The sequence below is a fragment of the Hymenobacter sp. 15J16-1T3B genome, from assembly GCF_020711235.1.
GTDB lineage: Bacteria > Bacteroidota > Bacteroidia > Cytophagales > Hymenobacteraceae > Solirubrum.
In genome coordinates, this window is record NZ_JAJFAV010000005.1 from 236434 (window position 1) to 249370 (window position 12937).

The 12937-nt window shown below is 65.7% G+C and carries 8 protein-coding genes; 5 read left to right on the forward strand and 3 right to left on the reverse strand.

Annotated elements, in window-relative coordinates:
* The first annotated feature begins 454 nt into the window (after positions 1 to 454).
* Positions 455 to 2740 carry an ankyrin repeat domain-containing protein gene (locus LJ737_RS11135; protein WP_227765629.1) on the forward strand — a complete coding sequence of 762 codons (2286 nt, stop codon included), beginning with the start codon at positions 455 to 457 and terminating at the stop codon, positions 2738 to 2740.
* Between the two features lie 445 nt (positions 2741 to 3185).
* On the opposite strand, the gene LJ737_RS11140 is transcribed toward LJ737_RS11135, so the two are convergent.
* The gene (locus LJ737_RS11140) at positions 3186 to 3962 is read right to left on the reverse strand and encodes an enoyl-CoA hydratase/isomerase family protein (protein ID WP_227765631.1); all 777 of its coding nucleotides are present in this window, start codon (positions 3960 to 3962) and stop codon (positions 3186 to 3188) included.
* Positions 3963 to 4052: 90 nt separating this feature from the next.
* On the reverse strand, positions 4053 to 6104 hold the full coding sequence (paaZ, locus tag LJ737_RS11145; protein ID WP_227765634.1) for a phenylacetic acid degradation bifunctional protein PaaZ: 2052 nt from the start codon (positions 6102 to 6104) through the stop codon (positions 4053 to 4055).
* A 524-nt stretch (positions 6105 to 6628) separates the two neighbouring features.
* On the opposite strand from paaZ, the gene LJ737_RS11150 reads away from it, so the two are divergent.
* Positions 6629 to 9631 (forward strand): PAS domain-containing protein, encoded by a 3003-nt coding sequence (locus LJ737_RS11150; RefSeq protein ID WP_227765635.1) that lies wholly within the window; start codon positions 6629 to 6631, stop codon positions 9629 to 9631.
* A 294-nt stretch (positions 9632 to 9925) separates the two neighbouring features.
* On the forward strand, positions 9926 to 10957 hold the full coding sequence (locus LJ737_RS11155) for a LacI family DNA-binding transcriptional regulator (protein ID WP_227765637.1): 1032 nt from the start codon (positions 9926 to 9928) through the stop codon (positions 10955 to 10957).
* Positions 10958 to 11230: 273 nt separating this feature from the next.
* Here the strand turns inward: LJ737_RS11155 and LJ737_RS11160 are convergent, their stop codons facing one another.
* Positions 11231 to 11641, reverse strand: a complete 411-nt coding sequence (locus LJ737_RS11160; protein ID WP_227765639.1) for a hypothetical protein — start codon at positions 11639 to 11641, stop codon at positions 11231 to 11233.
* A 196-nt stretch (positions 11642 to 11837) separates the two neighbouring features.
* On the opposite strand from LJ737_RS11160, the gene LJ737_RS11165 reads away from it, so the two are divergent.
* Positions 11838 to 12371 carry an inorganic diphosphatase gene (locus LJ737_RS11165; RefSeq protein WP_227765641.1) on the forward strand — a complete coding sequence of 178 codons (534 nt, stop codon included), beginning with the start codon at positions 11838 to 11840 and terminating at the stop codon, positions 12369 to 12371.
* A gap of 11 nt (positions 12372 to 12382) precedes the next feature.
* Positions 12383 to 12901 (forward strand): DUF421 domain-containing protein, encoded by a 519-nt coding sequence (locus LJ737_RS11170; protein WP_227765643.1) that lies wholly within the window; start codon positions 12383 to 12385, stop codon positions 12899 to 12901.
* Positions 12902 to 12937: the final 36 nt, after the last annotated feature.

Genomic DNA, 12937 nt, shown 5'->3' on the forward strand with positions numbered 1-12937 from the left:
AACTCCAAAATTAACATCATTTTAATCACTATTACTACATTGTGCTTGATTATTACAGCCAAATGACATTAATCCAAGTCGTAGTTGCCCCAGCGAGTTGAAGCCTAAGACTTGCGCCGATAAATACCTTTTTCAAGGACAATCCGCCTTTTCCAATAGCTCGCACAGTGCGGCATTTTCACTCTTCTCTCGGGCTGCGCCTGCTTGCTAAGCTGTTGTAGCTGCCCGAGTAGTCCGCCAATGGTGATAAGCCGAGAGCTAGGCCAAATCGTGCGCAGCCGTGCTTCTAGCCTTAAGGCACGGCGGTGCCGGGGCCGCCCAGGTATTGCGGTATCAGGCTACATCTGGCGCGGGGTAAACACCTGCCGCTCCGGGGGCTAATGCTTGTAAATTATCGGTTCCTCTATGCGCAAGCTCCTTCTAAGTGTGTTACAAGCTGCTTTGCTTCAGAAGATTGATAATTTTGCTATCCATGTTTGGAGCACGTTTAATTGTATTCTTCTTTGTGGTATTGCTGGCGAGTCTGGCAAGCAATGCCGTGGCCCAATCACCGGTTCTCCCGGTAGCCGTTCGCCTCGGGCTTAGCGACAACGATTTCCTCCGGCTGGCCGCGGCAACCGGCGACTTAGTTATGGCCCGCCGCTTATTGGCTCGCGGTGCTCAAGTGAATGACCGCTACCCCGAACCGGGCGCCGTCCAGTCGGGTATGGTGCTGATGTTACCCGGTCCGCGGGCGCCCAGCCCCGGTGAGGCCCCTTTGCACGTAGCCCTGAGCTACGGGCAGGTGGCCATGACGAAGTTCTTACTCGACCAAGGCGCCTGGGCCAGGTTGCCTGGTCCCGGGAACGTCTCGCCGCTTGCCTTGGTGTTCGACGCCGTCCCTTCCCACGAACTGGAACTGGCCCGTCTGCTGCTGGCCTGCGGAGTCAGGCCCAACGTCGCTGCTTGGGAAACGTGGGGGCCTTATTTGTCCCGGCTTATTAACCATAACCTCCGCCGCGCCCGAATGCCCATGCGCCCACCGCCCGGCCAACTGCCCCCGGAGCGAACTGACTCGGCCAGCGTGGCCCTGCTGGATTTACTGCTCAGGGCGGGTGCCGACCCGACGGAGGCCGACGCCAACGGAATGCGCCCCTTGCATCACGCCGCTACCAGCGGAGAGTTGGGCATGGCGCGGTACCTCGTCACGCACGGCGCGGACGTAGACCTGCCCAATGGGGAAGGCGCCACGGCCCTGCATTTGGCCGTTCGCCGCCGCGACGTGCCCTTGGTGCGCTTGCTGCTGAGCCAGGGCGCGAGCCTGACGGCCGCCAACTGGGCCGGCTACAACGCGCTGCACGTGGCGGCCGAAACGGGCTTGCCCGAAACCGTGGCGTTGCTGTTGGGCACCGGTGCCGACCCCAACGCCCGTACGGCCAGCGAGGCTAGCCTGTACACCGAACCCCGGGGATTTTACCCCAAACGCAATGATTGGCGCTCGACTCCGCTGCACTGCGCTGCCCGCGAAGGCCGGGCAGACGCGGCCTGCCTGCTGCTGGCCGCGGGCGCCAATCCTAACGCCGTCGACGAACAGGGCATGACGCCTTTATGGTTGGCCCTCGCACTGCATCACGGGGACTCCGACCGCGCTGCCACCGAAGACAGCGAAGCTCGCCGCAACCACTGGCCGGGGGTGGCCCGCAATACCAAAAACCTGGTGGCGGCGCTGTTGGCCCATGGCGCCGATGTCAACACTTCCTGCCGAGGCCTCACGCCCCTGCATGTTGCTCTGGAGTGGAACGCCGATACGGCGCTGGTGCGGCTGTTGCTAGCTCACGGAGCTTCTCCGAATGCGACCAGCAGTAGCGGATATACCCCCTCTCACGAGGTGCTGGGGCTCGGTCCGCTGGCGTTGCCTGTGTTGCAACAGCTGCTGGCCCACGGCGCACGGCTGCAAGGGCGCGGTGCTTCGCCCTTGCTCACTGGCCGGCTGAACCCGGATGTGAAGCTGGCAAAAGCCTGCCTGGCCGCAGGCGCCAGCCTGCGCGAGCTGGATGAGGCGGGCCGTACCCCGCTGCATTGCCTGATCGAATTCAGCGATTCGCTTCGCGTGGATGTTCTGGAGTTGTACCTGGGCCGTGGCGCGCCCCTGGAGGTGGCCGATAGCGCCGGCTTCACCCCGCTGGCCCGCGCCGCCGGTCGTGGAGAACCGGCGCCGGTGCAGCGGTTGCTGGCCCATGGCGCCGACCCCGCTGGCAAGCCCCGCCATCCCCCGTTGGTACAAGCCGCTGCTAGCGGCAACGAGGCCGTTGTGCAAGCGTTGCTGCAGGCGGGCGCCCGGCCTGATCGGTCTGCTGCCGGCGGCACAAGTCCGTTGCAGGCAGCCGTGGGCAACGATTATCCAACTTTTACCGTCGTGCGGGCCCTGCTCGACGCCGGAGCAGATCCGAACCAAGTCGGCCAGGAGGGCTATACTCCCCTGCACTGGCTGTTGCTTCGCCAAGCCGTCTTGCTGAACCAATTCCGGGAGAAGCCAGATCAAGCACTAGCCGAAGCAAACTTTTTGGCCGTTGCCCACTTGCTGCTCGCCCGCGGCGCCCGCCTCGATCAACGCAACGCTGCCGGGCAGTCTGCGGCCACGGCCTTGGCTGCTGGCCAACTACCCGCATTCAAGTCCCTGCGGGCAGCATTGGGGACTCCCTTTCACGAGCCCATTGCCCCGCCTACCCCGCCCCGGCGTCCCGTCCCATCAGGCTGGTAGCCGCTGCGTGCAAGGACGTCAAAGCGTAAAGGCTTGCGGTGCTGAAAGTTTTGCTGAACGACGTGTACCCGACCCTTGCTTATCCGCGCCAAGCCTTCAGCAAGCTGTAGGGGCTGAGAATACCTGTTTAGCAGCCAAATCACAGCAAAGGAACCGTATGCTTACTGATGAGTTAACTTAACCCAGCCGCAGCAGTACGCCGTGTAACGTCCCCGCGCAGGCTAGCCCACTCAATGCTTCTTCCTTGCTCAACGGTTGCCAGTGATGACGATGGAATCGTCCAGCGAACTAGGCCGGCAGCCGAGGCGGCAAAAAAACCAGCGCCGTGCAGAAGGTTCGTTCTGCGCGGCGCTGGCTGCAGCGTTGCACCGTTATTGGCTACCCCGATCAACTAGGCAAGCCGTTTCGCCTGCCGGCAAAATGAAGTAGCTGTGTAAACTGCCGGTTACGCCTTGGCTTTGAATCGGTGGATGGCTTGGCGGGTAAAGTCTGATAGAACCAGGCGGCCGCTGATGCCGGCGCGCTCCACCAGCAAATCGCCCCAGTGCACGGTTCCCTGCCAGAACACCTGCTTCAGTTCGCGGAGGGCCTCGGGGTTATAGGCCGCCAGCTTGGCGGCAAAGGCGGCCACGGCGTGGTCCAGTTGCTCGGTAGTATCGAAGATTTCCGCGTATAGGCCCCGGTCGCGGGCCCAGGCAGCGGAGCGGAACTCGGCCGCATCGAGGGCCAGCTGGGCGTAGGCCGCTCCTCCGATCTTGCGCTCCACGGCCGGGCCGACCACGAACGGGCCGATGCCCACCACCAGCTCGCTGAGCTTCACCGCTGCGTGAGCCGTGGCCAAGCAATAATCGGTGGCCGCGGCCACGCCCACGCCGCCGCCAATGGCCTTGCCCTGCACGCGGCCGATGATGATGCACGGGCAGGTGCGGCAGGCGTTGATGACTTTGGCGAAGCCGGAGAAGAAATCCAGCCCTTCGGCTTCGGTCCCGATGGCCATTAGCTCATCGAAGGAAGCCCCGGCACAGAAGGTTTTTTCACCCTCGCTGCGCAAGACGATAACTTTTGTTTGCGCGGCCTGCCCGACGCGGGTAATGGTGGCGGCCAGTTCGGTGAGCAGGGCACCGGGCAGGGAGTTGTGAGCCGGATGGAAAAAGGAAATGGTGGCTACGCCGTGCGCGTCGGTGGAAGTTTCGACTTTGCCGGCGGTGAGAATGTCGTTCATGGGAATGGGGCAAACGGATGGAGGCGCTGCGAATTGCGCGGCCGGCGCCGCGCCCTGGCGAGTCGGGGCGCGGCGCCGGCGGCAGGAGGGTTACTCTTGGTTCTTCTTTTTGACCATGGTCAGAATCGTGGCCACGGCCACGGTGTCGCCGGTTTCGTCGCTGACCTGCACCAGCCAGCGCACGATGCCCTTGGCTACGTCGTCCTCGGAGCGCTTTTCCTGGGCTATTTTCTCCTTCACCGTCAGCTGCACGCCGATGGTCATGCCCGGGTACACGGGTTTGGTGAAGCGGCACTCGTCGAGGCCGTAGTTGAGCAGCACCGGGCCCTTGCGCGGGTCCACGAACATGCCGGCGGCCTTGCTCAGGATGTAGTAGCCGTGGGCCACGCGCCCGGTAAACAGCGTGCCTTCCAGCGAGGTAGCGTCGACGTGGGCGTAGAAATTGTCGCCCGACACCTGCGCGAAATTGGTAATGTCGGCCTCCGTGACGGTGTGGCGGTGCGTGGTGTAGGTCTGCCCGATGGTCAGCTCCTCGAAGTAGTGCTGGAAGGGGTGTTTGTCGCGCTCCGTCTGCTGGGCGCCCTGCTGGTACACGTCGGTAATGGCCGTAATCATCGTGGGCGAGCCTTGGATGGCCACGCGCTGCATGAAGTGCTCCACGCCGCGCATACCGCCCATTTCCTGCCCGCCGCCGGCGCGGCCCGGGCCGCCGTGGATGAGCAGCGGCAGCGGGGAGCCGTGGCCGGTGCTTTCCTTGGCTACTTCCTGGTTCAGCACCAGGATGCGGCCGTGGTGGGTGGCCGCGCCGAGGGCAAATTCGGTGGCTACCATCGGATCATTTGTGGCTACCGAGCACACTAGGGAGCCTTTGCCCAGGTTGGCCAGCTTCACCGCGTCGGCCACCGTTTTGTAGGGCATCAGCGTGGTCACGGGCCCGAAGGCTTCCACTTCGTGCGAGTCGGTGAAGCGGAACGGGTCGGCGTTCAGCAGCACGATGGGCGACACGAAGGCCCCCACTTTGCAGTCCCCGCCGACGACCTGCACGTTGTCCAGGTCGCCGTACACGATGGGCGTGTTCTTGGCCAGCTGCTGCACTTTTTCGCGCAGGCGCTTGACCTGCTCCATGCCGGCCAGCGCGCCCATGCGCACACCTTCGGCCAGCGGGTGGCCGATGGTGGTCTGCGCCAGGGCCTTGCCGAGGGCAATCTGCACGTCCTCCACCAAGTGCTCGGGCACGATGGCGCGGCGGATGGCGGTGCACTTTTGGCCGGCCTTGGCCGTCATTTCCTTGCGCACCTCCTTGATGAAGAGGTCAAACTCCGGGGTGCCGGGCGCCGCGTCGGGGCCGAGCACGGCGGCGTTCAGCGAGTCGGCCTCCAGGTTGAAGGGCACGGCCTCCTCGATGATGCGCGGGTGGGCCTTGAGCTTGCGGCCGGTTTCGGCCGAGCCGGTGAACGTCACCACGTCCTGGTAGTTGACGTGGTCGAGCAGGCCGATGCCGGAGCCGACGACCAGCTGCAGCGCGCCCTCGGGCAGGATGCCGGACTGGATGATTTCGCGCACCACGGCCTCGGTGAGGTAGGCCGTGGGCACGGCCGGCTTCACGATGGCCGGCATGCCGGCCAGCAGGTTCACGGCAATCTTCTCCAGCATACCCCAGATGGGGAAGTTGTAGGCGTTGATGTGCACGGCCACGCCTTCCTTGGGCACCATCAGGTGCTGGGCCATGAACGTGCCGCCCTTCGACAGCCCGATCGGCTCCCCGTCGACGTAAAACGGCTTGTCGGGGAATTTGCGGCGCAGCGAGGCGTTGGCAAACAGGTTGCCGATGCCGCCCTCGATGTCAATCCAGGAGTCGGCGCGGGTGGCGCCCGAGCGGTAGCTCAGGGTGTAGAACTGCTCCTTTTTTTCGGTCAGGTACAGGGCCAGGGCCTTGAGCATGCGGCCGCGCTCGTGGAAGGTCAGGCGGCGCAGGGCGGGGTTGCCCACGCGGCGGCCGTAATCGAGCATGGCGGCGAAGTCCAGGCCTTCGCCGTCGGCCAGGGCAATGACTTCGCCGGTGGAGGCGTCGTAGAGCTCTTGCTTCTGGCCCGAGCCGGGCATCCAACGGCCCAGGGCGTAGTTTTCGAGGGTGGGAGTCATGGAAGGGGAATGGTAAGAAGGGGCGTGAGCAAATGCAGCCCCTAAAGTAGCGTACCCGCGTTCGATGACCACACCGTCGCCCCAGCCCGTAGCACTTGGGCGGCGGGTCGCCGGGCGGCGGACCACGTGCGGCCGCCTGCTAGCGGCGCGGCCGCGGCGGTTCGGCCCGGCCGGCACCAGCTGTCCAGAGCCGACACCGGTCTTGCCAGCAGTTTCCGTTTTCGTCGATTCTTGCCCGGATTGAGAGCTTGTGTCCGTGTGCTGCGCCAGCTGCCCGGCAGCGCCTATACTGGTCTTTTTGGGCGGTCGGCGGGGCCCGCCGGGCACAACCGATGACATGGGCAGCCGAGCCAGCGCAGGCAGTGACGGCCCCGGGAGTTGTAAGCGGCATTGGCCCGTGCCGTCGTACAATTGCGGCGCAGGCCGGCTCGGCTTTAGGCCGCGGAATGGTAATCTGCGTACTGGTATGCACTCAGTGCCGCCGCTCTTGCCTCCGCCCTCCCGCACCGCCCGACCCAATCTACATGCCCGCCCCCGCTATTCAGGAGACCCGCCCGGATGATCTGCCTGCCTGGCTGCCCTTCGACGAATTGCTGAGCGAAGTGCTCAACGTGTCGTTGACCGGGCTTATTTTCTACCTGCCCGTCTACGACCCGGCCGGATCCGGCGCCATCGTCGATTTCCGCTTCGAATACCTCAACCCCGCCGCCCAGCGCATGATGCGCATGCCGGCCCGGCCCACGCTCACGCACCGGCAGCAGTGGCCCCACAGCGAGGCGCACGGCACCTTTGCCTTTCACCTCGACGCCTACGTGAGCGGCGAGCCGCGCAGCTACGACGTCAATTACCAAGCCGACGGCTACGACAACTACTACCGCCTCACCGCCCGGCGCGCGGGCCCGGGCTTGCTGGTCAGCTTCACCGACACGGCCGACCAGCCCCGCACCCCCGTGGAAATAGCCCTGCGTGAAAGCCAAGCGCGGGAGCAAACGGCCCGGGCCGAGGCTGAAGCCCAGCAGCAACACCTGCAAGACATCCTAAACCAGGCGCCGGTGGCCATTGCCCTGCTCCACGGCCCCGACTACCACATCGTGCTGGCCAACCCCACGGTATGCCAGATTTGGGCCCGCGAGCAGGCCCAGGTCGTCGGCCGGCCGCTGTTTGAGGCCTTGCCCGAGGTGCGGGGCCAGGGGCTGGAACAACTGCTGCTGGGCGTGCTGCACTCCGGCCAGCCGTACGTGGGCACCGAGCTACCCATCCGGCTGCTGCGCCACGGCCGCCTCGAAACGGTGTACTTCAACTTTGTGTACCAGCCCCAGCGCAGCGCCGAGGGTCTGACCACCGGGGTGCTGGTAGTGGCCAGCGACGTCACGGAAACGGTGCTGGCCCGGCGGCGCGTCGAGGAGCAGGAGCACGAAACGTCCCAGCTCAACGAGGAGCTGGCCGCGGCCAACGAGGAAATCCGGGCCAACAACGACGAGCTGGCGCGCAGCCAGTTTGATTTGCAACACTTGAACCAGGAGCTGGAGGCCCGCGTGCAGGAGCGCACTTACGCGGCGTTGGCCCTGCAGGCCGATTTGCTGGCCGCTGCCCAGCGCCAAGCCCAGCAGCGCGAAACGTTCTACCACATCTTCGAGCAGACGCCGGCGTGCATTGCCCTGCTCACCGGGCCCGAGCACCGGTTCGAGTACGTCAACGCGGCGTATCAGCAGCTGTTTCCCGGGCGGCAGCTCGTGGGCCTGCCGCTGCGCGAGGCCCTGCCCGAAACCGAAACGCAGGGCTTTGTGGCCTGGATGGACAAGGTGTACCAAACCGGGGAAACCTTCTTCGGCACCGAGGTGCTGCTCACCGTCGAGCAGCTCGACGGGCAGCCAGCCAAAGACGTGTACTTCACCTTCACCTACCAGGCCTACCGCGAAAACGGGGCCGTGGCCGGCATTTCCATCTTTGCCTACGACGTGACCGAGCAAGTGCTGGCCCGGCGGCAGCGCGAAGCCCAGCAGGCGCAACTGGCCGAGTTGTTCGAGCAGGCGCCGGTGGCCATTGCCGTCTTGCGGGGCCCGGAGCACCGCATCGAGGTGGCCAACCCCTTGGTGGCGCAGATTTGGGGGCGCAGCTCGGCCGAGGTGTTGGGCAAGCCCCTGCTTGAGGCCCTGCCGGAGATGCGCGAGCAAGGCTTCAAGGAGCTGCTCGACCAAGTGGTGGCCAGCGGGCAAGCGTTTGCCGCGCAGGAAGTCACCGCGCTCCTGCCGCGCAACGGGACGGTGCAGTCCGTCTACCTGAATTTTGTTTACCAACCCTTGCGCAACCCCCAGGGCGAAGTCACGGGCGTGGCGGCCGTGGCCGTCGACGTGAGCGAGCAGGTGGCGGCGCGGCGGGCCAGCGAGGCCAGCGCCCGGCAGCTGCGCCTGCTCACCGATGCCCTGCCGGTGCTCATCGGCTACCTCGACCAGGAGCGGTGCTACCAGTTTGCCAACGAAGCGTACCGGACGTGGTTCGACCAAGACCCGGCCGCGCTGCTGGGCAGGCGCGTGCGCGACATCGTGGGCGAGGCGGCCTACGCGGCTACTGCCGGCTACATGGACCGGGCTCTGGCCGGGGAGCGGCTCGACTTCGAGGCGGAAATGCCTTACCGCCCTGGCTTAACCAAGTACATCCGCACGAGCTACGTGCCCGATGTCCGCGACGGGCAGGTGCTGGGCTTCTACACCTTGGTTACCGACATTACCGAGCAGGTGCTGGCCCGCCAGCAGGTGCAGCGCCTCAACGACGAGCTGGCCGCGGCCAACGCCGCCCTGCAGGCCCGCATTACGGAGCTGCGCGGGATGAACGCCCAACTCACGCGCACCAACCAGGACCTGGACAACTTCGTGTACGCCGCCTCGCACGACCTCAAGCAGCCCGTCAACAACCTGGCCGGCTTGCTGGCAGAGCTGCGCCGCAGCGTTAGCTTCGCCGACCCGGCCGAAGAGCAGCTGCTGGTGCCCATGATTCAGGATGCCCTGCACCAGCTCGGCATCACCATCGACGATTTGGCGCTGCTCGGCCAGGCCCAGAAAGCCAGCGAGGCGCCGGCCGAGCCCGTCACGTTGGCCGACCTGACGGAGGAAGTCATCGGCACGCTGGAGCCGCAGATGCGGGCGGCGCGGGCGCGCGTCACCACCGATTTTTCGGCCCGCCCTACGGTGGCTTTTGCCCGCGCCAACCTGCGCACCATTCTGCTCAACCTGGTGGGCAATTCGCTGAAGTACGCCGATCCGGCCCGTCCGGCGCGCATCCACATTTCCGTGTGGGTGGACGAGGGCCAGCCCGTGCTGGTGGTGCAGGACAACGGCCTGGGCTTCGACGCGCAGAAGTACGGCGGGGAGCTGTTTCACCTCTTCCGCCGCTTTCACACCCACACGGCGGGCACCGGCGTGGGGCTGTACTTGGTCAACCGCATCGTGGAGGCCAACGGCGGCCGGATCGAGGTGCAAAGCCAGGAGGGCGCCGGCGCCACCTTCCGCGTGCACCTGGGCCGCGCCTGATGCCGAGGGCTGGGGCTTCAACGCCGAAAATATTGCCACACCCAAGGGCGTCGCGCACTTCCTCAGACGCACACCTGCGCAGCCCCAGGCCCGTAGGCGCGAGGCGGACACCCCGGGCTTTTCGAGGCTGCGGCTGCGCGCGGATGCCGCCGTAGCGGTAGGCGCGTGGCGAGAAAGGCCGTTCGTGCTTATGTTTACTGCCCGCCAACGGCTGGTTTCCCGGCTGCCGCGGCTTTTCTTTTTTCCGCTCGTTTCGCCCCCTGCTGCCACCGCGTCGACGGGGGTTTCATCCGCATGAAGGCACCCCACCGCACCTCCATCACCGACCTGGCCCGGGCCCTGAACCTGTCGCCCTCCACGGTGTCGCGGGCCCTGACGGGCCATCCGCAGGTCAGCGAAGCCACCAAGCAGCGCGTGCGGGAACTGGCCGAGCAACTGCACTTTCAGCCCAACCAGCTAGCGGCGGCCCTGCGCCGGGGCCGCAGCAACACCATCGGCGTGCTGGTGCCCTACATCACGGGGCATTTCTTCCCGGAGGTAGTCAACGGCATTGCCATCGAAGCCAGCCGCACGGGCCACAACGTGATGATCTGCCAGTCGAACGAGGACGTGCAGCAGGAAAAGCGCAACATCGAGCTGCTGATGAACGCGCAGGTGGAAGGCATTCTGGTGTCCCTGGCCAGCACCACCCAGGAGTTTGCCCACTTCGACGCGGTGCGGGCCGCGGGCGTGCCGCTGGTGTTTTTCGACCGCATCGTGGAGGACATGGCCGGGGCGCGCACCAGCGCCGTGGTGCTCGACGACCACGCCGGCGCCTACGAAGCCGTGGCTCACCTGATCGGCCAGGGCTACCGGCGCATTGCCCACTTTTCCGGCCCGCTGCACCTGAACATCCACCGCAACCGCCACCAGGGCTACCGCGACGCCCTGCGTGACCACGGCCTGCCGCTGCGCGAAGAGCTGGTGTTCATTGCCGACCTCAACAAGGAAGCCGGTGCCCAGGGCATGCGCCAGCTGCTGCAGTTGCCCGAGCCGCCCGATGCGGTGTTTTCGTCCAACGACCTGGCCGCCGTGGGCGCCATGCAGGTGCTCAAGTCCCAGGGGTTGCGCATTCCCGAGGACGTAGCGCTGGTGGGCTTCAGCAACGAGGCCTTCACCGCCCTGACCGAGCCCACCATCAGCTCGGTGGACCAGCGCTGCCACCTGATGGGCCGCACGGCCGTGCAGCAGCTGCTGCGCCTGCTCGACGCGCCCGCCGCCGAGCCCCTGCCGCCGGTGGTGCTGACGCCGGAACTGCTGGTGCGCGCCTCCTCGCAGCGGCGGTAGCCGCAAATTGCCCGGCTTTACGCACCGCGGTAGCCAGCCCGATGTCATTCTAAAAGGGTGCACCCGGCAGACCTGCCTGTTGGTTTGAGGGTGGAGGTTCGGGACAAAACCAGGGACTCCGACTAACTGCTCCCGGGGCGGGCCGAATCATTCGTACACAGCAAAACCCGCGGCGCCGACCGGTCGATATACTCGACAGGCCGGCGCCGCGGGTTTCTAAACTGCGGTTTGGCAGCTGCTAGCGGGCCACAGCGGAAGAGCGGCCGGCGGCTGTTACTTGGCTTTGCGGAACAGGTAGCGGGTCATGAAAATACCCTGGCCGGTGGAGCCGCCGCTCTGCAGGGTTTGCGTCAGCGGCGTCACTTGCACCAGGTCCCAGCCCTCGGCCTGCACGTCCTGCAGGGTGCGAATGATGGTTTCTTCGTTGGCGCGCACGTTTTGCATGTTGATGCCCGTCAGGCTGAAGAGGTTTTCCATCTGCGCCTCCTTGGTGCCCTTGAACTCGGGCGTGAAGGTGATGCGCGAACGGCCCAGCCCGCCCGCCACGATGGATTCAATGGTCGTCATCTGCATAAACTGATACGAAACGGCCTTGGACACCTGCGCCATGCTGCGTTGGGGCAGCAGCGGCAGCAGGAGCAATAACAAAGCGGGCAGCAGACGGAGGAAGCGGTGGATGCGCATGGTGGAAACAGAGAAAGGAAGAGTTGAGATTGGGCAAAAGTAGCCGGGGCCGTTGCCCGCCGCAACGCATGATAATGTGAGGTGCCGGGCCACGGCCAGCGCGTTCGGGGCTAGCTCGGCAGTAGCGGCCGCGGGCCTAACAATTCGGTAACACGCTTTCGGCCGGGGCGGTATAAAGCGGCAAGCCCCCTCCCCTATGCCTCCCGCTCTGCACCAATTGCCGGTCTACGCGCCCGGCTCCCGCCGCCTGCACGTGGTCATCGAAACGCCCAAAGGCAGCCGCAACAAGCTGGCCTTCGACCCCGAACTGGGCTTTTTCAAGCTCATGGGCGTGCTGCCCGAAGGCAGTTCCTTCCCCTACGACTTCGGCTTCGTGCCCTCCACCCTGGCCGACGACGGCGACCCGCTCGACGTGCTGCTGCTCATGGACGCGGCCACCTACCCCGGCGTGGTGGTGGAAGCCCGGCTCATCGGCGTGCTGGAAGCCGAGCAGCCCGAGGACGGGCAGCCCCAGCGCAACGACCGGCTGCTGGCCGTAGCCGCCGAGTCGCGCCTGCACCGCCACTTGCACGACCTCGGCGACCTGACGCCCCAGCTGCTGCACGAAATCGAGCACTTTTTCCATTCCTACAACGAGGCCAAGGGCCAGCCGTTCCGCATCGTGCGCCGCAGCGGAAAAAAGCGCGCCGAGGAGCTGGTGCACAAGGCCGCCGCGCAGGCGCAGCCCTAGCAGCCACGGCCATGGAACACGCGCTCAACGAACTCCTCGGGCTGCACGCCAGCTCGCACAACATCACCGCCCTGCAGATGTCGGTGCGGGCGGTGGTCGTGTTTTTCGTGGCGCTGCTGCTGCTACGCTTGGCCGGCAAGCGCACCTTCGGCTCGAACAGCCCCTTCGACGTGGTGCTCAAAATCATCCTCGGCGCCGTGCTGAGCCGGGCCATCGTGGCCGCGTCGCCCTTCGTGGGCACGCTGGTGGCCTCGGCCGTGATGGTGGGCCTGCACCGGCTGCTGGCCATGGCGGCCTACCACAGCCACGCGGTGGGCAAGCTCATCAAGGGCCGCTCCTACGTGCTGGCCGAAAACGGCGCGCTGAACCGGGCCAACATGCAGCACAACAACATCACCGAGCGCGACTTGCACGAGGGCGTGCGCAGCAAAGGCCACACCGACGACCTAACCGAAGTGGAAACCGTGCGGCTGGAGCGCGACGGCGAAATCAGCGTGGTGATGCAGAAGCAAGACCGCCTGCCCTCCTGACGCCCCGAAACGCCACGGGCCCGCAGCGGATGGCTG